Origin of the sequence: Pseudomonas sp. s4, assembly GCF_046764235.1 — a bacterium.
GTDB classification, from domain to species: domain Bacteria; phylum Pseudomonadota; class Gammaproteobacteria; order Pseudomonadales; family Pseudomonadaceae; genus Aquipseudomonas; species Aquipseudomonas asiatica.
The window spans coordinates 2,503,694-2,524,268 of sequence record NZ_CP177209.1 but is presented as its reverse complement, the minus strand read 5'-3'; the positions used below and the strand labels follow the sequence as shown (position 1 = coordinate 2,524,268).

General features: G+C 63.8%; 21 protein-coding genes. 13 read left to right on the top strand and 8 right to left on the bottom strand.

What is annotated here, in order from left to right; translation table 11 throughout:
• Positions 1–111: 111 nt before the first annotated feature.
• The gene (locus ACK56M_RS11880) at positions 112–750 is read right to left on the bottom strand and encodes a response regulator transcription factor (protein ID WP_003257635.1); all 639 of its coding nucleotides are present in this window, start codon (positions 748–750) and stop codon (positions 112–114) included.
• Positions 750–2,024 (bottom strand): histidine kinase, encoded by a 1,275-nt coding sequence (locus ACK56M_RS11875; protein ID WP_100413427.1) that lies wholly within the window; start codon positions 2,022–2,024, stop codon positions 750–752. The genes ACK56M_RS11880 and ACK56M_RS11875 overlap by 1 nt, the downstream gene beginning before the upstream one ends.
• Before the next feature lie 151 nt (positions 2,025–2,175).
• Here ACK56M_RS11875 and ACK56M_RS11870 point away from each other — a divergent pair, with 151 nt between their 5' ends.
• The 6 genes from ACK56M_RS11870 to ACK56M_RS11845 all read left to right on the top strand — a co-directional run bounded on the left by ACK56M_RS11870 (position 2,176) and on the right by ACK56M_RS11845 (position 7,503).
• Positions 2,176–3,369: an ABC transporter substrate-binding protein gene (locus tag ACK56M_RS11870; protein WP_411959481.1), complete on the top strand. Its 1,194-nt coding sequence runs from the start codon at positions 2,176–2,178 to the stop codon at positions 3,367–3,369.
• 31 nt (positions 3,370–3,400) lie between these two features.
• Positions 3,401–4,390, top strand: coding sequence for a YVTN family beta-propeller repeat protein (locus ACK56M_RS11865; RefSeq protein WP_217190492.1), 990 nt, complete (start codon positions 3,401–3,403; stop codon positions 4,388–4,390).
• A complete protein-coding gene (locus ACK56M_RS11860) occupies positions 4,387–5,127 on the top strand; it encodes an ABC transporter ATP-binding protein (protein ID WP_015270045.1) in 741 nt (246 codons plus the stop codon). Before ACK56M_RS11865 ends, ACK56M_RS11860 begins: the two co-directional genes overlap by 4 nt.
• Entirely contained in the window at positions 5,124–5,915 is a 792-nt protein-coding gene (locus tag ACK56M_RS11855; RefSeq protein ID WP_013972167.1) for an ABC transporter permease, read from the top strand. Before ACK56M_RS11860 ends, ACK56M_RS11855 begins: the two co-directional genes overlap by 4 nt.
• Positions 5,916–6,219: 304 nt before the next feature.
• The gene (locus ACK56M_RS11850) at positions 6,220–6,780 is read left to right on the top strand and encodes a PQQ-dependent catabolism-associated CXXCW motif protein (RefSeq protein WP_411959480.1); all 561 of its coding nucleotides are present in this window, start codon (positions 6,220–6,222) and stop codon (positions 6,778–6,780) included.
• 57 nt (positions 6,781–6,837) lie between these two features.
• A complete protein-coding gene (locus ACK56M_RS11845) occupies positions 6,838–7,503 on the top strand; it encodes a response regulator transcription factor (RefSeq protein ID WP_013972165.1) in 666 nt (221 codons plus the stop codon).
• Positions 7,504–7,674: 171 nt separating this feature from the next.
• On the opposite strand, the gene ACK56M_RS11840 is transcribed toward ACK56M_RS11845, so the two are convergent.
• The 4 genes from ACK56M_RS11840 to ACK56M_RS11825 form a co-directional block, all read right to left on the bottom strand.
• The gene (locus ACK56M_RS11840; protein WP_015270042.1) at positions 7,675–9,570 is read right to left on the bottom strand and encodes a NahK/ErcS family hybrid sensor histidine kinase/response regulator; all 1,896 of its coding nucleotides are present in this window, start codon (positions 9,568–9,570) and stop codon (positions 7,675–7,677) included.
• The gene (nosP, locus tag ACK56M_RS11835) at positions 9,539–10,702 is read right to left on the bottom strand and encodes a nitric oxide-sensing protein NosP (RefSeq protein WP_013972164.1); all 1,164 of its coding nucleotides are present in this window, start codon (positions 10,700–10,702) and stop codon (positions 9,539–9,541) included. Before nosP ends, ACK56M_RS11840 begins: the two co-directional genes overlap by 32 nt.
• A gap of 269 nt (positions 10,703–10,971) precedes the next feature.
• Positions 10,972–12,156 carry a porin gene (locus tag ACK56M_RS11830; RefSeq protein ID WP_217190488.1) on the bottom strand — a complete coding sequence of 395 codons (1,185 nt, stop codon included), beginning with the start codon at positions 12,154–12,156 and terminating at the stop codon, positions 10,972–10,974.
• Between the two features lie 217 nt (positions 12,157–12,373).
• Positions 12,374–13,261, bottom strand: coding sequence for a MerR family transcriptional regulator (locus ACK56M_RS11825; RefSeq protein ID WP_217190486.1), 888 nt, complete (start codon positions 13,259–13,261; stop codon positions 12,374–12,376).
• Positions 13,262–13,415: 154 nt separating this feature from the next.
• On the opposite strand from ACK56M_RS11825, the gene ACK56M_RS11820 reads away from it, so the two are divergent.
• From ACK56M_RS11820 to ACK56M_RS11790, 7 genes are all read left to right on the top strand, one after another.
• Positions 13,416–13,862, top strand: coding sequence for a PAS domain S-box protein (locus ACK56M_RS11820; protein ID WP_003257626.1), 447 nt, complete (start codon positions 13,416–13,418; stop codon positions 13,860–13,862).
• Between the two features lie 102 nt (positions 13,863–13,964).
• Positions 13,965–14,387, top strand: coding sequence for a nuclear transport factor 2 family protein (locus tag ACK56M_RS11815; RefSeq protein WP_015270038.1), 423 nt, complete (start codon positions 13,965–13,967; stop codon positions 14,385–14,387).
• Positions 14,384–15,136 carry an SDR family NAD(P)-dependent oxidoreductase gene (locus ACK56M_RS11810; RefSeq protein WP_054572887.1) on the top strand — a complete coding sequence of 251 codons (753 nt, stop codon included), beginning with the start codon at positions 14,384–14,386 and terminating at the stop codon, positions 15,134–15,136. Before ACK56M_RS11815 ends, ACK56M_RS11810 begins: the two co-directional genes overlap by 4 nt.
• Before the next feature lie 6 nt (positions 15,137–15,142).
• On the top strand, positions 15,143–16,390 hold the full coding sequence (locus ACK56M_RS11805; RefSeq protein ID WP_015270037.1) for an NAD(P)/FAD-dependent oxidoreductase: 1,248 nt from the start codon (positions 15,143–15,145) through the stop codon (positions 16,388–16,390).
• Complete coding sequence (locus ACK56M_RS11800; protein ID WP_015270036.1) at positions 16,387–17,196, top strand: DUF1365 domain-containing protein; 810 nt, start codon at positions 16,387–16,389, stop codon at positions 17,194–17,196. The genes ACK56M_RS11805 and ACK56M_RS11800 overlap by 4 nt, the downstream gene beginning before the upstream one ends.
• Entirely contained in the window at positions 17,171–18,433 is a 1,263-nt protein-coding gene (locus ACK56M_RS11795) for an SAM-dependent methyltransferase (RefSeq protein ID WP_015270035.1), read from the top strand. The genes ACK56M_RS11800 and ACK56M_RS11795 overlap by 26 nt, the downstream gene beginning before the upstream one ends.
• A complete protein-coding gene (locus tag ACK56M_RS11790) occupies positions 18,433–18,921 on the top strand; it encodes a DUF2878 domain-containing protein (protein ID WP_054572890.1) in 489 nt (162 codons plus the stop codon). The genes ACK56M_RS11795 and ACK56M_RS11790 overlap by 1 nt, the downstream gene beginning before the upstream one ends.
• Here the strand turns inward: ACK56M_RS11790 and ACK56M_RS11785 are convergent.
• A complete protein-coding gene (locus tag ACK56M_RS11785; protein WP_081013970.1) occupies positions 18,859–19,041 on the bottom strand; it encodes a DUF2256 domain-containing protein in 183 nt (60 codons plus the stop codon). The genes ACK56M_RS11790 and ACK56M_RS11785 overlap by 63 nt on opposite strands.
• Positions 19,038–20,564: a cryptochrome/photolyase family protein gene (locus tag ACK56M_RS11780; RefSeq protein WP_054572891.1), complete on the bottom strand. Its 1,527-nt coding sequence runs from the start codon at positions 20,562–20,564 to the stop codon at positions 19,038–19,040. The genes ACK56M_RS11785 and ACK56M_RS11780 overlap by 4 nt, the downstream gene beginning before the upstream one ends.
• Positions 20,565–20,575: the final 11 nt, after the last annotated feature.

Sequence of the window (20,575 nt, the reverse complement as noted above, 5' to 3'; positions counted from 1 at the left end):
CCCCGACGATTGCTGCGTTGACGCTGAAGCCCCTGGGGGCCGCTTTGCGGCCCATCGCGACACAAGGCCGCTCCTACAGGGCTCTGCGCAGCGTCCAGATAGCAGAACACCTCACCCCGCCACCCGCACCACCCCCAGGTCAATCCCCAGATGCACCAGCTCGGCATGGGAGCTGACCTGCAACTTGCTCTTGAGCAAGGTCAGGTGGTTGGACACGGTCTTGGCACTGATGCACAACTGCTCGGCAATCCCCCGCACCGGTGTGCCCTTGGCCAGCATCACGAAAATTTCCAGCTCACGCTGGGTCATGCGCTGCAGGCGCGGGTCGCTGGCATTCTGCTGTGACGTGCAGGCCAGCTGGGTGGCCAAGGGCTGTTCGATATAGGCATGCCCGGCCAACACCCGCTGCACCGCCTCGATCAGCACTTCGGGCGCCGAGTTCTTGGTCAGGTATCCCGAGGCACCAGCATCCAGCGCCTGGCGCACCAGCGGCAGTTCGTCATGCATGCTGAAGAACAGCACCCGCAACTGCGGCAGGCGCTGACGCAGGCGCCGGGTGGTTTCCAGGCCGCTGATGCCTGGCAGGCCAAAGTCCATGATCACCAGGTTGGGCACCTGTTCCTGAACCCGCGCCAGCGCCTCTTCGCCACTGGCAGCCTCACGCACCTGTACCTTCGGCAGCACCGCTCGCAGCAGGCTGGCATAGCCCTGGCGGACCACGGCGTGGTCATCGACCAACACGATATTCATCACACCTCCATGGGAATGTTCAGGGCCAGCGCCCAGCCGGCACCCGGTCGGCTGAGGATGCGCAGCTCACCGCCCAGGCTGCGGGCGCGCTCGGCCATCGAGTGCAGGCCTACCCCGGGGCGCTGGGGCTGGCTGGCACCGCAACCGTTGTCGCGAACCAGCAGGCGCAAGCCCTTGGCGCTGCGTTGCAGGCGCACCCGCACCTGGCTTGCACCGGCGTGACGGGCGACGTTGGTCAACGCCTCCTGCAGCAAACGATACAAATGCGTGCGACTCGGCCCGGGTAGTGCCGGCAAATGCTCGCCTACCCGCAGGCGGCAATCGATACCCTGGCTGGCCTGCCATTGGCTCACCAGCAGGCCGAAGGCTTCGGCCAGCGGCATGTGCTGCAACGCCAGCGGGTACAGGTCATGTACCAGGGCGCGGAAACCTTGCTGCAGGCGTTCACAATCGAGTTCCAGGGTGCGTGTCGTCTGCGCCACCGCGGTTGGCTGGTCGGCGACCATGCGCAGCAGGCAGAGCTGGGCCCGAATACCCGCCAGGTATTGCCCGAGGTCGTCGTGCAGGGTCTGCGCCAGCTGGGTGCGTTCCTGCTCCTGCACCGCCAGCAGGGCCTGGGTAAGTTGGGTATTGTCGCAGCGGGCCTGCTCCAGAGACGCGGTCATGCGGTTGAAGTGCTCCGCCAATTGGCGCGCCTCCGGCAGGCCGGCCTCGCGCAGGCGTGCGGTCAATTGCCCACCTGAGACCTGGCGCAAGGCCTGCAGCAGATCGTCCAGCAAGCCCATGCCCCGCCGCACCGCCCAGCGGATGGTCAACAAGCTCAGCAGCAACGCAAGGCCGCACAGGACCAACAACTGCTGCAGGGAGTCACGCACCTCGTCGATTTCATCCCGTGCATCCACGGCGATCATTACCCGGCGACCATCCCCCAGCTCCAGCAGCCGGCTGCTGTCGTGGCGCTGCCCAAGCAGTTGGCGGCCCAACCAGGCATCCAGGCCGGTTGCTTGCGGCAGCCGCGCAGGTTCATCCGCCGCGAGCCAGTGCACCCGCACATGGCGCAGGCTTTGCGTCAGCCGTGGTTGCAGGCTCTGCGGGTCGCGCTCGGCAGTGTCGCCGAGGTATGCCACCACAGCTTGCGCCGACTGCAACTCCCGCTCCACGTCAGCCACCGCCTGGCGCAACAGCACCCCGGCACAGGCCAGCGTCAACATCGCGAAGCAACAAGTGACCCAGAGGTTGATCCGCCACAGGGCCGAAAGGTTGACAAGGCGCATGGGCAGTTCTCCTCGGGGTTGCTGCGGCCATCGTAAAACCCGCGCCCATATGGTGAATTACTACCTTGGTACCGGGCGAGCGCTACTTTCTGCATATTCCCCCCTCCCGGCGCGCTTCCTATGCTGGCGCCATCTGCCGTGGAGTTGCCTTATGCGCCTGCCTGCCCACCTTGCCATGACCTGCCTGCTGGCCCTGGCCGCGACGCTTTCTGCAAGCCCGGCACCCGCCGCGCAGGCCCCGGACGGGGAACCGTTGCAGGTGCGCATCGGCTATCTCGGCTATCGCCCCGATCCCGGCCCGCTGCTGTCCAACATCATTCCCGAACCCACCGATGCCGGGCTGCAGGGCGCCGAACTGGCGATTGTCGACAGCAACAGCAGCGGGCGTTTTCTCAAACAGGAATTCCACCTGGCCAATGCCACGGTCGAAAGCCCCGAAGCCCTGCTGCAAGCTGCCAAGGCCCAGCATGACCAGGGCCTGCGGCTGTTCGTGGTAAATGCCCCCGCCGCCAGCCTGCGCGCGCTATCTGCCGCCCTGCCCGACAGCCTGCTGTTCAACGCCGGCAGCCCGGACGACAGCCTGCGCAGCAGCCAGTGCCTGGGCAATGTGCTACACAGCCTGCCCAGCCGCGCCATGCTGGCCGATGCCCTGGCGCAGTTCCTGGTAATGCGCAAATGGCAGCGGGCGCTGTTGGTCGTCGGCCAGACAGACGATGACCGGGCCTATGCGGCGGCCCTGCGCCGCGCCATGAAGCGCTTTGGCATGCAGCTGGTCGCGGAGAAAGCCTGGACATTCGACAACGACCAGCGCCGCAGCGCCCAGGCCGACATGCCGCTGTTCACCCAAACCGCCGAGTACGACGTGGTGCTGGTGGCTGACGAACGCGGCGACTTCGGCGAGTACCTGCCCTACCAGACCTGGTATCCGCGGCCGGTAGCCGGCACCCAGGGCCTGACCCCCACCGGCTGGCACAAGACCGTTGAAACCTTCGGCGCGGCGCAGTTGCAAAAGCGCTTCGAAGCCCAGGCCGGGCGCTGGATGAACGACCGCGACTTCGCCGCCTGGATGGCCGTGCGCAGCGTCGCCAGCGCAGTGAGCAAACTGCGCCAGGCCGAGCCCCGCGCCCTGCAGCAACTGCTGCTCAGCGAGCAGTTGCCGCTGGACGGCTTCAAGGGCCGCAAGCTCAGCTACCGCCCGTGGAACGGCGAGCTGCGCCAGCCGATCCCGCTGGTGCAGCCGCGGGCCCTGGTCAGTACCTCGCCGCAGGAGGGCTTCCTGCACCCGTTCAACGAAATGGACAGCCTGGGCTACGACAGGCCCGAAGTGACCTGCGGCTACCCCTGACCCGATAACCACAACAAAAAAGGATTTCGCCATGCGTCGCTCCCCTTTTCACCGGGCACTGCTTTACCCCAGCCTGCTGTCGGGCGCCCTGGCCCTTGCCAGCGGGCACGCCGTGGCCGCCACCGCCTGGGTATCGAACGAGAAGGACAACAGCCTCAGCCTGATCGACATGCAGACCCTGCAAGTCACCGAAACCCTGCCAGTGGGCCAGCGCCCGCGCGGCCTGCTGCTGTCCCACGACAACACGCTGCTGTACATCTGCGCCAGCGATTCGGACCGGGTGCAAGTGATGGATGTGGCCAGCCGCAAGATCATCAAGGAACTGCCCTCCGGCAAGGACCCCGAGCAGTTCGCCCTGCACCCCAACGACCGCTGGTTGTACGTGTCCAACGAGGACGACGCGCTGGTGACGGTAATCGATACCCAGACCGACAAGGTGCTCGGGCAAATCGACGTCGGCATCGAGCCCGAAGGCATGGCAGTGAGCCCGGATGGCAAATGGGCGGTCAACACCAGCGAAACCACCAACATGCTGCACTGGATCGACACCAGCACCCAGACCCTGGCGGACAGCACCCCGGTGGACCAGCGGCCGCGCTTCGTCGAATTCAGCCAGGACGGCTCGCGGCTGTGGGCCTCGGCAGAAATCGGCGGCACGGTGACCATCCTCGACGTGGCCAGCCGCCAGGTGCTGAAAACCCTGAACTTCCAGATCAAGGGCGTGCACCCGGACAAGGTCCAGCCGGTAGGCATCAAGCTCAGCGCCGATGGCAAGTACGCGTTCGTCGCCCTGGGCCCTGCCAACCATGTGGCGGTGGTCGATGCCAAGACCTATGAGGTACTCGACTACCTGCTGGTGGGCCGGCGGGTCTGGCAACTGGCGTTCACCCCGGACCAGAGCCAGTTGCTGGCCACCAACGGGGTCAGTGGCGACGTTTCGGTGATCGATGCAAAAAACCTCAAGGTGCTCAAGTCGGTGAAGGTCGGCCGCTACCCCTGGGGCGTGGTGGTGACGCCATGAATACCCTCGAAGTCAGTGACGTGAGCTTTGCCTACGGCCAGCGCGAGGCGCTCAGGCACGTCGGCTTCAGCCTGGCGCCCGGGCGCTTCGCCGCCTTGCTGGGCCCCAATGGCGCCGGCAAGTCGACCTTGATCGCCCTGCTCACCCGCTTGTACGACCTGCAGCATGGCGACATCCGCGTGTGCGGCTGCTCGCTGCGCAACGCCACGCGCCCGGCCTTGCGCCAGCTGGGCGTGGTGTTCCAGCAAAGCACCCTCGACCTGGACCTGAGCGTGGAGCAGAACCTGCGCTACCACGCCTCGCTGCACGGCCTGTCGCGGCGCCAGGGCAATGTTCGGGTCGATGCCGAGTTGGCCCGCCAGGGCCTCGATGAGCGGCGGCGCGAACCGGTCCGGGCGCTGAACATCGGCCATCGGCGCCGGGTGGAGATTGCCCGCGCGCTGCTGCATGAGCCGCGTTTGCTGTTGCTCGACGAGGCCAGCGTCGGCCTCGACCCGGCTAGCCGCCTGGCGCTCAACCAGCACCTGCGGCTGCTGTGCCGCGAGCAGCGCCTCAGTGTGCTGTGGACCACCCATCTGCTGGACGAAGTGCAGCCCAGCGATGACCTGCTGATCCTGCATCAAGGGCGCCTGGTGGCCAGCGGCACGGCCGATGCCCTGAGCCTGGAGCACGGCGGTGACCTCGACCATGCCTTTGCCCGCCTGACCAGCGCCCCCACAGGAGCCAATGCCCGATGAACGCTTACTGGCAGTGCTTCAACGGCATTCTCCTGCGCGAATGCCTGCGTTTCGTCCTGCAACGCACCCGTTTTCTCAGCGCCCTGGTGCGCCCGCTGCTGTGGCTGCTGGTGTTCGCCGCCGGCTTTCGCGCGGCCCTGGGCATTGCGATCATCGAGCCCTACGACACCTATATCCCCTACGAGGTGTACATCATTCCGGGCCTTGCCTGCATGATCCTGCTGTTCAACGGCATGCAGGGCTCGCTGTCGATGGTCTATGACCGGGAGATGGGCAGCATGCGCGTGTTGCTGACCAGCCCGTTGCCGCGGCCCTTCCTGCTCGGCAGCAAGCTGCTGGCGACCTCGTTGATCTCCCTGCTGCAGGTGTACGCCTTCCTTGCCATCGCCTGGTTGTATGGCGTGCAGCCACCGGCTGCGGGCCTGTTGCTGGCGCTGCCAGCGTTGTTGCTGGTGGCGCTGATGCTCAGCGCCCTGGGCCTGTTGCTATCGAATGCGATTCGCCAGCTGGAGAACTTTGCCGGGGTGATGAACTTCGTGATATTCCCGCTGTTCTTCCTGTCCTCGGCGCTGTACCCGTTGTGGAAGATGCGCGAGGCCAGCCAGTGGCTGTACTGGCTGTGTGCAGTGAACCCGTTCACCCATGCCGTGGAGTTGGTGCGCTTTGCCTTGTATGAGCGCTTCAACCCGCTGGCGCTGGCGGTATGCCTGGGGCTGACCGTGCTGTTCACCCTGCTGGCGATCCTTACCTTCAACCCCCAGCATGCGGCGCTGCGCAAGCCACGCTGAGCGGCAGCGATCCATCGCTTAGCGCGAACCCTGTGGGAGCGGGCGCGCCCGCGAAACAGGCGACGCGGTGTATGGCACCGGCTTCGCCGGTGTTCGCGGGCACGCCCGCTCCCACAAGGGAAGGTGACACGCTCTCGAACATTGTTCCCTGTGCGACAGCGTAGCCCAAAGGGTTGGGCAATCTCCCACAGGTTTGCGCGCCCGGCTTTCTACTACTTTGGTACTGCCTTTGCTGTCTGATCGTCGCATTCACAATGCACCGCCACTGGCATGTAATGGGCCTATAACAAAAAGGACAACCCCCATGCCACGTGCCCTGCCCCGGCTGCCACGCCCATTGCTGGCGGCGCTCTCCCTGAGCCTGACGCTAGGCGCTGCCCAGGCCGATACCACGCCGCTATTCTCTGCCGACGGCTACCGCACCACCCTCTACCGCAGCCCGACCCCACAGCAGGTCGAGGGCGGCCAGGTCATCGACACCGCCATGCTGCAAGCCCTGCTGGGGCACACCCCCAAGCCGGTGCTGATCGACGTCTATCGCCGCCAATGGCTGCAAGGCCGCTTCATCGAAGATGAACCCCACGCCAACATCCCCGGCAGCCGCTGGCTGGCCAACACCGGCGACGGCGAGCTGAGCCCGGCGTGGCACGATTACTTCGTGCGCAACCTGCAACTAGCCACCACCGGGCGCACGGAGCAACCGCTAGTTTTTTACTGTCGCTCCGATTGCTGGTTAAGCTGGAACGCGGTAAAACGCGCGAAAGCCCTGGGCTATAAGAATCTGTATTGGTACCGCGATGGCCTGGACGCCTGGCAACAGGCCAACCTGCCGCTGCAGCCAGCGCAGCCGGAACCCTTCCCCTGAATTCATCGCCTGCAAACGCGTGCCCGCTCCATCCAATAAAAACGAGGTGAAAAGGCCATGTACAAAATTCTGATTGCCGACGATCACCCCCTGTTTCGCGAAGCCATCCACAACGTTATCAGCGATGGCTTCCAGGGCAGCGAAGTCATGGAAACTGCCGACCTGGACAGCGCCCTGGCGCTGACCCACGAACATGACGACCTCGACCTGATCCTGCTCGACCTGAACATGCCCGGCATGCATGGCCTCAATGGCCTGATCACCCTGCGCAACGAGGCACCGACGACGCCGGTGGTGATCGTCTCGGCCGAGCAGGAAAAGCAGATCGTGCTGCAGGCCATCACTTATGGCGCGGTGGGCTTCATCACCAAGTCCTCGCCACGTTCACAAATGATCGAAGCGATCGAGCAGATCCTCAACGGCAATGTCTACCTGCCGCCCGACATCATCCGAGCCCAGAAAAGCAGCACCAGCCGGCGCCTGAACGATGCCCCGAGCTTCCCCCCGGAGATGCTCCAGGCCCTGACCCGCAAGCAGCTGCTGGTGCTCGAGCGCATGACCAAGGGCGAGTCGAACAAGCAGATCGCCTACACCCTGGATATCGCCGAGACCACGGTCAAGGCCCACGTTTCGGCGATCCTGCGCAAGCTCAACGTGCACAACCGGGTGCAGGCCATCCTCAGTGCCGGTGATATCGATTTCGGTGATTACCTGCGGCGTTGATCTGCCGCTGCTCCTTTTCCCAGGCTACATCATTGCCCTGTAGGAGCAGCCTTGTGCTGCGAAGAGGCCGGCAAGGCAAAAATCTTCTCTAGCAGTAATGGACTCTTCGCAGCGCAAGGCTGCTCCTACAGGTACTGAGCAGCCTTTGGGTCCGATTGTCTGGCATCACGGCTAGCCCTGGCTGCCCAGCAAATGGCTCATCGCCGCCTTAAGCTTCATCGGCCGCACCGGCTTGTGCATCAGGGTGTGGCCCTGCTCGCGGATCTGTTGCTTGAGCTCGTTGCTGTAGTTGGCGGTGATCATCATCGCCGGCAAGGGCTGGGTACGGCGGGCATTGATCCGCGCCACGGCGTCGACGCCATTGCAGTCATTGTCCAGGTGGTAGTCGGCGATCAGCAGGTCGGCCTCGGCATGGTAGTTGTCCACCTGGCGCGCCAGGTCCTCCTCCGACAGCGCGGTGACCACCCGGCAGCCCCACCCCTCCAGCAGGGTGCGCATGCCAGCGCAAATCGCCGCATCGTTATCCAGTACCCACACCCGCGCCCCGCGCAGGCGTTCGAGCATCGGCTCGCTGATTGCCTGGCTCGGCTGGGCCTTGGGCGCGATGGTGCTCAGCGGCACTTCGACCGCGAATACCGAGCCTTTGCCAAGCCATGAACGCACCCGAATCCGGTGGCCAAGAATGCCGGCGATCTTTTCCACGATCGCCAGGCCCAGGCCCAAGCCACGGTCCTGGTCCGGACGCTGCACATCACCGCGCCTGAACTCCTGGAACATTTCTTCCAGGTGCTCTTCGGCGATACCGATCCCGCTGTCCCATACTTCGATCCGCAAGCCGCCACGCTGGCGCCGGCAGCCCAGCACCACGCGCCCACTGCGGGTGTAGCGAATGGCATTGCTGAGCAGGTTGCGCAGGATCCGCGCCAGCAGCTGGATGTCACTACGGACCACGGCGGAACAGCCCACGAAATGCAGTTCAAGCCCTTCGCTGCGCGCCACCTGGGCGTATTCGGCAGCGAGGTTGTCCATCAGTTCGCGCAGGGCGAACGGGGCGACATCGGCCTTGATCACGCCAGCATCGAGCTTGGAAATATCCACCAGGGTACCTAGCAGGTTCTCCACATCCTCCAGCGAGTTGCTGACATTACGCACCAGGTGGGCACTGTTGTGCGGCTCGCGGTGTTCGAGCAAGGCGCTGGTGAACAGCCGCGCCGCGTTCAGTGGCTGCAGCAAGTCATGGCTGACGGCGGCAAGGAACTTGGTTTTCGACAGGTTGGCCTGCTCGGCCTCGCGCTTGGCCTCGCGCAGGCGCGATTCCACCCGGCTGCGCTCCTCGATTTCGCGCAGCAGCTGCTCGTTGAGGCTGGTCAGCTCGGCCGTGCGCTCGCGTACCCGTTGCTCCAGGTGCTGATACGCCTGGTGCAGCGCCTGTGCGGTATTGCGTCGCTCGGTGATGTCGCGGATCAACACGAAGATGCCCACCACTTCGCCATTGGCCAGGCGGTTCGGCACGTAGGAGCGCAGCATGTAGCGTTCCTGGCCGTTGATGTTGGTTTCGGCAAATTCGAAGGTTACGCTCTCCCCCGCCAGCGCCCGCGCCACGTAGGCCTCCAGGCGCTGGTAATGCTGCTCGCTGTGGGCCTCGCGCAGGCTCTGGCCCAGCATCACGCCGCGAGGCCAGCAATACCATTCTTCATAGACCTTGTTGGTGAATTCGTAGACCAGGTCGGCATTCAGGTAAGCGATCAGCGCCGGCACATGGTCGGTGATCAGGCGGATCTGGTGCTGGTGTGCCGTCTCGGCCCGCTGCCGGGCCTCGCTGAGCAGGTGGTTGACGGCCTTGAGCTCGGCCATGGCCTGGTTCAGCGCTTCGGTGCGTTCGCGCACCTGCTCGGCCAGCACCACCGAATGCTGAAACGCGGCATAAGGGTCGTTGCCACGCGTGACGCCGGACTCGATACGCTCGATCAGGGCGCCGTTGATACGCTGCAGCTTGTGGTTCTGGTGCTGCAGCCGGGCGACCTCGGCCTGCAGTTCAGCGACCGACAGGAGGCCGGTTGCGGGCAATGGCGACTCCGGTGAAGGTCTGGTTGATGTGCATGCCATCGAACTGTTCTCCGTAGGTGTTGAAGCCGATCACCCGCTGCTCGCGCAGGAACGCACCGACCGCTTCCAGCCCGTCCCGGGCTTCCAGCTCCAGCCGCCGCAGGAAGCAATCGCAACCGATGGTCAGCAGCAGCGGGCCGAGGCGCTGCTGCAAGCCGTCGAACAACTGGTGCAGGTTCGGCAACAGCGGGCCTGGGGTCATGGCGGTGAGCACGATGCCGTTTTCAACAGCGCAGTAGAAACTCAGGCTCAGGTCCGGGTGCACCTGCTGTATCGCCCGCACGTAGTACTGGTCGTGGATGCGCACGGCCAGCGGATGGGCAGCGAACACACGATGATCGAGCTCGGCCACCGGCACGCCGATGTGCCGGGCGTATTCCTCGGCAGCTGGCTCGGCATTCAGTTCGAAGACCCGGCGCTGGGCACTGTCGGCACCGGTGACCACCAGCTTTTCCTGGCGCGGCAGGATGTGGTGGGTGGTGAACACTTCGAAGTCGAGCCAGGTATTGACCAGCACCACCACCGCCGCGCCGTGGTGGAACGCGCCGCCGAAATACACGTGGGTGCGGGTCAGGTAGTTGTCGTCGCCGGCCGAGCCGCCGAAATGCGGGATGTCGCCCAGGGCCGCACTGAGGGCGGCAAGCACCATTTCCTCACGGCTGGACAAGCCGTCGAGCAGGGTCAGGGCAAAGCTGTGGCCCTTGATCGGCGCCAGGTTATTGCTGCGGCAGGTGCCGACCAGGCGCTCGACCATCTGCTGGGCGTCGATCAGGCTGAAGCGCTCCATTTCATCGATCAGCTCGGTGGCGATGGAAAAGTGCCGATGATCGAACCCCACTGCCGTTATGCAGTTGCGGCCATAGCCCTGCGGGGTGATTTCCCCGGCGCTGGTGCAACCGACCAGGCGGATGCCGCCAAAACCCTGCTCCAGGGCTTCGCCCAGGGCCTGCAGGTCGTACTCGGCGGAGCAGAAGAACAGCACGAAGCCCAGGTGCGGGTGCAGCAACTGCGCCGCCAGCTCCTGGGCTGCCTGCCGGGCGTCGGTTGCCTGGGACATGGCGCTGACCACACCGTCGTTGTGAGCCTGCTGCATCGTGGTCTCCGGCGCGGGGTGGCTGAGTGATGAGTGTACGAAGGCGATCATCGAGGACGAATGCTACTTGGGTAGCGGGTGGGCGGTTCCATGGACGTAATATCACCGGCATGCGCGGGACCTTGTAGGAGCGGCCTTGTGTCGCGAAAGGGCTGCAAAGCAGCCCCAGCAATTTGTGCATCGCTGCTGAAATCCTGGGGCCGCTTTGCGGCCCTTTCGCGACACAAGGCCGCTCCTACAATTGACCGTGTTGCCCGGTCTGGCAAGGCTTACCAGGTGAGCACCGCCCCCACCGCAAAGGTATCGGTGTCTTCGTTCTGGTCACTGGTTTCATGGCCGTCGATGGAGAACTGGTTGTACTCGGCAACCAGCTTGAGGTTGTCGTTGACGTCATGGAACAGCGCCACGCCACGAGTCTCGTAATCCGCACCGCTGCCCACCGCACCGTTGCCATCGTCCTTGGTCTTGCCATACGACAGCGCCACCCGGTTCTTGCCAACCTTGTAGGAGCCCTGTAGCAGGTAGCCGTCGCTGTCGACATTGCGCAAGGTCGGTTCGCCAGCGTTGTTGGTGAAGAACGGGTTGATGCCCTTGGCCTGGAACCCCGAGCCGGTCAGCGACACCCCCCCCATCTTCGCCTGCACACCGTAGCCGACACCTTTGGAGGTGACCGACTGCACCGCCGGGTCGGTGTTGTCGGAGGTCTGGTAGCTGCCGTTGAGCCAGCTGTAGATCTGCGCCCCACCCAGGTCGAACTGGTAGGTGATCTCGCTTTCGGTACGCGGGTTTTCCTGGTAGGCCTTGCCGGTCGGGCTGCTGTCGTTGGTGTCCACCGGGTCCATGATGCCCACCGCCACCCGCAGGCCGTCCATCACTGGGGTGCGGTAGGTGATTTGCGAGGTGGGGAACGGGTACGGGTAGCCGCTACCGATGTTGCCGAACGAGACCCCGCCGCCGTCAACCAGCCCCAGGGTGTCACTGACCTGGCCATAACCGGCCAGCAGTTCGTCGAGCAGGATATTGGAACGGGCGAACAGCCCGAAGTCCTTGCCGATCAGCACCTCACCCCACTCGGGGTTGGCCACGGTGCCGTAGAACTGGCGCACGTCGATGGCGGTGTCGGTACCGTTGGTTTCGCTGTCGTTGATGGTCACCCAGAACGAGGCTCGCGCGCCGAGCTTCAGGTCATCTACCTGCTTGCCCATGTTGAAGCCCAGGTAGTTGGGCAGAAAGCCCATCTTCACCCGTGACTGGCGGCGATCGAACTGCTCACCCTGCCGATCGACATCGCTGTTGACGTAGAAGGCGTTGATATAGCCGTCGGTGGAAAACGTCGTCTGGTCCTTGTCGTACAGCATGATCTCGGCCTGAGCCAGGCTGCTCAGGCAAAGGGTCGACAGGCTGACGGTAACAGCCGCCAGCAAACGTGGGGACAGATTCTTATTGTTGTACATGTCGCGCTCCGAAACGGGGACGGGATGTCGGAGGCGATTATCAGAAGCTGGCAAACAGCCAGAAACGCTGCCTTGGAGGGGGCTGCCAGGTGCTTTGGGCCTGCGCGCGCGGCGTGATGATTCCGGCCCAGGACCGGGTTACGCCCAGAGGCAAGACTTCTGGCGTAACCCACAGGAGCAGGCGAGGATCAGTACGGCAGACTACGGCGGGCCCCTGTCAAAGGTCCAGGGCACCACTGAGCAAGGCGTTCAGCATGGGTGCGACGTCAGCGCGCTGCTCGTCCAGCAGACACAGCGGGAGGCCTTGCCAGGCTGGTTGTAAATCGGCCAATCCCTCGCCAATCAAGGCCAGCGGACAAACGATTGCCATTTGCAGCGAACGCAGGCGCCTGGCCAAGGCAGGGTCCACCGGCACCTGGACCTTGATCACCACTGCTGCGGGCTGCATTGCTGCACACAGCATGGGTATTTCTTCCAGCGGCTGCCCGCAACCGAGCACTTCGATGCGTTGCTGCTCGCTGCTCAACAGCAGCCCGGTGCACAACACCTGCAGTTCGGCTTGCCCCTCGGTGCCTGCCAGCAGCACGCGCGGTGCATCGGCCTGGTTCATCTGCAGGCGCATCAGCAGGCGGGCGCGCAGGAACATGTCCAGAAACAGCCATTGGCTACGCTGGCCCGGCGCAATGCCTGAGGCCAGGCCATGCCAGACTGGCATCAGCACCTCACGCAGCACGGTGGACTTGGGCAGGACGGTGAACAACTGCCCATGGATGCTTTCCAGCGCTTGTGTATCGAATGCCTTGGTTGCACGCTCCACGGCAGCGCGCCAGTCGTCGAACGCCGAGTGCTGCTGCACCGGCGCATCCGGCTGGCCTGCGAGCATGCCGCCTACCTTGCTGATGGGCACCCCATTGCCGGTCCAGCGCAAGATGTCGCGTATGCGCTGGACATCGCGGGCGGTATAAAGGCGATGGCCGCCCTCGGTGCGCTGCGGGCTTATCAACCCATGGCGCCGCTCCCATGCCCGCAAGGTCACCGGATTGATGCCGGTCAGGCTGACCACATCGCGCATGGGTAGCAAATCGGCTGGGATGGCGTCAGTCATGATGAGGGTTTATCTGGGGGGTGGCACATTCTAAACCCATATGCACCTTCTGCGGCGAGCCTCCTTGGGTCATCATGCAACAAACGGCGCCGAGGCCTTCTGCACGCAGGCCAGGCCGCGCACTTTGCATCCTAAATGCCTGTAGGTGGGCCCCATGATCAACGCGAAACTCATGCAACTGATGGTCGAGCATTCCAACGATGGCATCGTCGTCGCGGAGCAGGAGGGCGACGACAGCATCCTTATCTACGTCAACCCCGCCTTCGAGCGCCTGACCGGCTATCGCGCCGAGGACATCCTGTATCAGGACTGCCGTTTTCTGCAGGGCGACGATCATGACCAGGCCGGCCTTGCCAACATCCGCGAGGCGATCCGTGGAGGCCTGCCGTGCTGCCAGGTGCTGCGCAATTACCGCAAGGACGGGAGCTTGTTCTGGAACGAGTTGTCCGTCACGCCGGTGTACAACGAGGCGGACCAGTTGACGTACTACATCGGCATCCAGCGCGATGTCACAGCGCAGATTTTCGCTGAGGAGAAGCTACGCGAGCTGGAGGCCGAGGTGGCTGAATTGCGCCGACAACTGGGCCAAGCTGAGCGCTGAACAAAACCTATACAAGATCGTTGACTTGTATAGATTTACGCTTAGACTTCAGATATACCTGTACAACAAGCCATTTCTGTACAGGATTTCCTGGAGTCCAGCATGTCAGCGTATCTGCAGCAATTCGCCGAGCACTTCAGCAGACTCGACGGGGGCAACCTCGGCACCCTTGAAAAGCTGTACAGCGACGATGTCACTTTTCGCGATCCGTTGCATCAGATCCAGGGGCTGCGCGCTCTGCGAACCTATTTCGCGCAGTTGTACGCCAACGCTCACGATATTCGCTATGCCTTTTCCAGCATCGACGAAGTGATGCCTGGGCAAGGTTACCTGCGCTGGACCCTGCAGTTTCGCCACCCACGCCTGGCCCGCGGTCAGCAGATCAGCTTGCAAGGATGCAGTTACCTGCAATGGCATGACCGGGTCCATTTTCACCAGGACTATTTCGACGCAGCAGCCCTGCTCTACGAACATGTTCCGGTTATGGGCGGTGCGATTCGATGGCTCAAAGGCCGGATGGCATGAGCCGCTGCTGGCTGACAGGCGCAAGCAGCGGTATCGGTGCCGCACTTGCACAATGCCTGCTGGAGCAAGGCCACCAGGTTGCCCTGGGCGCACGACATGCAGATCGTCTCGCCCCGTTGGCTGAACGTTTTCCCGGGCAGGTGCTGCTGGCCATTGGCGACCTGAACGACCCCGTACAGGTCGCCGGGATCGCAACCCGTATCGAGCAGGCCTGGGGAGCGCTGGACAGGGTGATCCTCAATGCAGGCACCTGCGAGTACCTGGAGCCGGACCATTTCGACCCTGCCTTGGTCGAGCGCGTGGTCCGTACCAATTTCCTTGCTGTCAGCTACTGCCTGGCAGCGGCCCTGCCCTTGCTTCGCGCCGGTCAACGCCCTCATCTGGTGGTCATGGGCAGTTCGGTGACCTGGCTGGCCTTGCCCCGTGCCGGCGCCTATGGCGCGTCCAAGGCAGCCGTGCGTTATCTGGTGGAATCGCAGCGCATCGACCTGGCCCGCGAAGGCATCGCCGTCACCCTCGTCAACCCGGGCTTTGTCGACACGCCATTGACCCGTCGCAACGATTTCCCCATGCCGCAGCTGTGGTCGGCGCAGCGCGCAGCCAGCCATATTGCCAAACGCCTTCCCGAGCGCCCGCTGGAAATCAACTTCCCCCGGCTTTTCATCCTGGTATTGCGCCTGCTTGGCGCACTGCCCGCGCGCCTGCGCCTGGGGCTTGGGCAACGCCTTGCCCGTCATGAACAGGAATGATGATCCATGCGTATAGCAATCATCGGCAGCGGCATTGCAGGGTTAACCTGCGCTCATCTGCTGTCACGCAAGCATGAGGTGACGGTTTTCGAAGCCGAGAAATGGATCGGGGGCCACACGCATACCCTCGATGTGATCTGGCAGGGTGAACGCCATGCAATAGATACCGGCTTCATCGTCTTCAATGACTGGACCTACCCGCACTTCATCCGCTTGCTCGACCACCTGAAGGTCGCCTCACGGCCGACCGAAATGAGCTTCTCCGTGCATGATCCGGTCACTGGCCTGGAATACAACGGGCACGACCTGAATACCCTGTTCGCCCAACGCCGCAACCTGGTGTCCCCGGGGTTCTGGGGGATGCTACGGGATATTCTGCGTTTCAATCGTCAGGCGCTCGCCGACCTGGATAACCAGCGTATCGATGCCAACGCGACCCTGGGCGCTTACCTCCGGGCTCAGCGCTATGGACAGCGCTTCATCGACCATTACATCGTACCGATGGGGTCGGCGATCTGGTCGATGTCCCGCGCGGACATGCTCGCCTTCCCACTTGCGTTCTTTGTGCGGTTTTGTCGCAACCACGGCTTGTTGTCGGTCAACCAACGTCCACAGTGGCGCGTGATCGAAGGGGGTTCGCGCAGCTACGTCAGTCCGCTGTGCCGGCCGTTTGCCGGGCGCATCCGCCTCGACTGCAAGGTTTTTCGGGTCAGCCGCGACGAAGGTGGCGTCACCCTGACGAGCGCTGCCGGTACCGAGCGTTTCGACAATGTGGTGTTCGCCTGCCACAGCGACCAGGCCCTGGCTTTGCTCGAAGCGCCGAGCGTGCAGGAACGGGAAGTGCTCGGCGCCATCGGTTATGCCAGCAACGATGTGGTGCTGCACACCGATACCCGTCTGCTACCCCGCCGCAAGCGCGCCTGGGCCAGCTGGAACTACCGTCTCGGCGGGCCGCAGCAGGCGCCTGCCGCGCTGACCTACAACATGAACATTCTGCAAGGTATCCAGGCAGCGACGACCTTCTGCGTGAGCCTCAACCAGACCGCGCTGGTGGATCCGGCGCAGATCATTGCCCGCTTCCAGTACGACCATCCGCAATACAGCCTTGCGGCGTGCGCCGCGCAGGCGCGCCAGGCGCAGCTGCAGGGCCAGCGCCACAGTTACTTCTGCGGCGCCTACTGGGGCAACGGCTTTCACGAAGATGGCGTGGTCAGTGCGTTGAAGGTGGCCGCGCATTTCGGAGAGCACCTGTGAACAGCAGCCTTTGCGTGGGCTGGGTCAGCCACCGGCGCCTGGCGCCGCGCCCCCACGCCTTCCGCTACAGGATCGGCATGTTCTACCTGGACCTGGACGAGCAAGCCTTGCTGACAGGCCTGTCACGCTGGCTGTGGCGCTGGCGCCTGGCGCCGCTGAGCTGGAACCAGGCAGATTACCTGCCAGCCCAGACCCGCCGGGGCGAGACCCTGGCCCAGGCTGCACGCTTGCTGGTGCGCAGCGCGACGGGAGAAATGCCTGAGGGGCCGGTGCACCTGCTCACGCAATTGCGTTGCTGGGGGCTGTCGTTCAACCCGGTCAGTTTCTATTTCTGCCATGACCGTGACGGACGGCTGACGGCAATCCTGCTGGAGGTGCGAAACACACCATGGCGTGAACGCTTCCATTACGTGCTGCCGGTGCGCGGAAACCTTGCCGGGCCCTTCACCGTCGCCAAGGCCTTCCATGTGTCACCGTTCATGCCACTGCACATGGACTATCGCTTGCGCTTCGCCCTGGACGCTGAACATGTGCGCATCCACATGGAGAACTGGCAAGCCGATAGCAAGGTGTTCGAGGCCGACCTGGCCTTGCAACGCCAGGCGCTGGATAGAGCCGCTGTGCACCGATACGTACTGGCCTTCCCATGGATGAGCCTGCGCACCGTCTCGGCCATTTACTGGCAGGCATTGCGCCTGCTGTTCAAACGCACACCCGTCCATGACCACACGGCCAGCCAGCGTGACCTGGCGCTCGGCCATTCCTGCGAGGACCCTGATGATGTCGAACCCCACCCTGAGCGTTAGCAAGTTCGCAGGCCTCGGGCCATTGTTCGGCGGGCTGGCACGAAATGCCGTGCTCGCCCGGCTGGGCAGGCTGCGCCATGGCCACCTGCGCCTGCTCAGCCACGGGCAACAGTGGAGTTTCGGTGACGCCCACAGCCCGTTGCAGGCCGAGGTGGAGATCCTTGATGACATCACCTGGGGCCTGATAGCCGGCAATGGCTCGATCGGTGCTGGCGAAGCCTACATTCACGGCTATTGGCGCAGTCCCGACCTGGCGCTGGTGACTCGTCTGTTCGTCGCAAACCTTGAGGTACTTGACGCCCTCGAGGGGGGCCTGGCCCGCTTCGGCCGCCCTGCCCTGCGGTTGCAGCACAAACTCAACCGCAACAACAGGCGCGGTGCCCGCCGCAATATTCTGGCGCACTACGATCTGGGCAATGCCCTGTTCGAGCGGCTGCTCGACCCCACCATGATGTATTCGGCAGCTCAGTTCGAACACCCGGGGCAGACACTGGAGCAAGCACAGCTGCACAAGCTGGAGCGCATCTGCCAGAAGCTGGAGCTGAGCCCTGCCGACCACCTGCTGGAGATCGGCTGCGGGTGGGGCAGCCTGGCAATCCACGCCGCCACCCGATATGGCTGCAAGGTCACCACCACCACGCTTTCCGAGGCGCAGTACAGCCATACCCTGCAACGCGTTCAGGCCCTGGGGCTGGAGCAGCGCGTGAAAGTGCTTCGCGAAGACTACCGCGATCTTCAAGGCACCTTCGACAAACTGGTCTCGATCGAGATGATCGAGGCTGTCGGCCACCGTTACCTGCCGGTGTATTTCCGCCAGTGCGCCTCGCTACTCAAGCCCGACGGCCTGATGCTGTTGCAAGCGATCACCATACGCGACCAGCGCTATGAGCAGGCGCGGCGGTCGGTCGACTTCATCCAGCGCTACATCTTCCCCGGTGGCGCCCTGCCTTCGTTGAGCGTGATGCTGGAAACTGCCAGCCGGCACACCGCACTCAACCTCTTGCACATGGAAGATTTCGGCCAGGACTATGCCCACACATTGCGGCATTGGCGAGAAAACCTGCGCCAGGCACGCGCAGCGCTGACGGACCTGGGCTACGACGACATGTTCCAGCGCCTGTGGGAGTTCTACCTGTGTTACTGCCAAGGCGGTTTCGAGGAGCGCACCATCGGTGTCGCGCATCTGCTCTGGGCAGCGCCCCAGGCACGGCGCGCGCCCTTGCCTGGCAGTGCCTGATGAGCCGTGGCTGGCTGCTCGCCAATGCCTTGTGGCTACAGGCTGGCTGGTGGCTATGCATACTGGGGGCCGAAAAACCCTTCCTGTCGATGCTGGTGATTGCTGGCCTGGCCGTGCATCTGAGCCTGTGCCCGGCCGTCCACGCAGAGGTCAAGGCGCTGTTGCTGGTAACGCCGGTCGGGTGTGTGCTGGATAGCGTGCTGGGCGCGCTGGGCGTGTTCAGCTTCGACACCTGGCCATTGCCGCTGTGGCTTGCGCTGCTGTGGCTGGTACTGGCCAGCGGCATGCGCCACAGCCTGGCATGGGCCGACAGGCACTGGCAGCTCGGTGCACTGCTAGGTGCAGTTGGCGGCCCGCTGGCCTATATAGGCGGAGCGGGGCTGGCAAATGTCGACTTGCCCATGGGCGCACCGGTAACCGGCCTGTTACTGATGCCGATATGGGCCGTTACCCTCCCCCTGCTCGTGCGCCTTGCGGTGCGGTGCTGACTTGCGGCATCGTTCGGAGCAGTAGCGCACCTGCTCCCAGCAACGTGACCAGCGCTTGCGCCAGTTGAACGGCCGCCCACACACCACGCAGACCTTGCTGGGCAAAAGAACCTTTTTCATATCGGCTGCACCGCATCGAGTCGCGCCAAAAGTGACTGGCCACGCTGCCAGATGGCATCGCGACGGTCAGCCGACATGCCATCGAGGTTTCGATAGACCAGCGCCAGACGCGGGTTAGCCGAAAGCAGGTGGCGATGACGGATGAGAAAATGCCAGTACAGGGCATTGAACGGGCAGGCGTCCTCCTCGGCCACCTGGTCAACCCTGTAACTGCAGGCCTTGCAATGATCGGACATGCGCTGGATGTAGCGACCGCTGGCGCAGTAAGGCTTGGAGCCCAGGTAGCCGCCGTCGGCGTACATCACCATACCAAGCGTGTTGGGCAGTTCGACCCAGTCGAAGGCGTCCATGTAGACAGCCAGGTACCACTCACAGATTGCGGTGGGCGCGATACCGGCCAACAAGGCGAAGTTGCCGGTGACCATCAGGCGCTGGATATGGTGAGCGTAACCCAAGCGAAGGGTCTGCCCGATGGCCTGCTCCATGCAGCGCATGCGGGTGCGACCGGTCCAGTAGAATTCCGGCAACGCTCGCTCGTTACCCAGGTAATTGAGCGCGGCATACTCCGGCATGCGCAGCCAATAGATGCCGCGTACATACTCACGCCAGCCGATCAGCTGGCGGATGAAGCCCTCTGCTGCATTGAGCGGTACTCGCCCCTCGCGCCAGGCCTTGTCGACCCCGTCGCATAGAAAACGCACATCAAGAAGCCCGATGTTGAGTGCTGCACTGATGCGCGCATGGAACAGGTACGGCTCGCCCTCGGCCATCGCATCCTGGTAGTCACCGAAAGCCGCCAGGCCGAAATCCAGAAAGTGTTGCCAGAGCTGCTGTGCCTCGGCATGGGTCACCGGGTAGTCGAAACCGTCGATGGCTCCGTAGTGGTCGCTGAAGCGTTGCCGTACCAGGGCTATTACTGCAGCTGTGATGTCGTCCTGTGCGAAATGTGCGGCGAAAGGGCCACGTAGCTGGCGAGGCAAGGCCTTGCGGTTGTCGCCATCGAGATTCCAGGTTCCACCTGCCGGGCTGCCGTCAGGCTCCAGCAGCAGGCCGGTGCGCTTGCGCATGCCACGGTAGAAGTGCTCCATGCGCAGTTGGCCGCGCTCCCGGGCCCAGCGCGCGAAAGCTTCGCGGGAGCATAGAAACCGCGTGTCGCGATGCCACACAAGCGGCAGTGCGGCATCGCGCAACGCCTGCTCCAGGCGCCACTCTCCGCACTCGGTCAGGTGAATATGCGTGGCTCCCAGGGCCTGCTGCCAGCGCCGCAACTCGCCAACGATGGTTCCGCTGTTGCCGTCATCATCGAGTTGCACATAATGCACCTGCCAACCGCGCTCGCGCAGTGCCAGTGCGAAGTGCCGCATGGCGCTGAAGATCAGGACGATCTTCAGCGGATGATGCGGCACGTACCTGGCCTCCCCTTCCACTTCCGCCATCAGCACAGCATCGCGGGCAGGATCGAGGGCGTTGAGGCTTGCCAGGTCGAAGGACAGCTGGTCACCCAGTACCAGACCCAGGCGCATCTTCAGGCTAC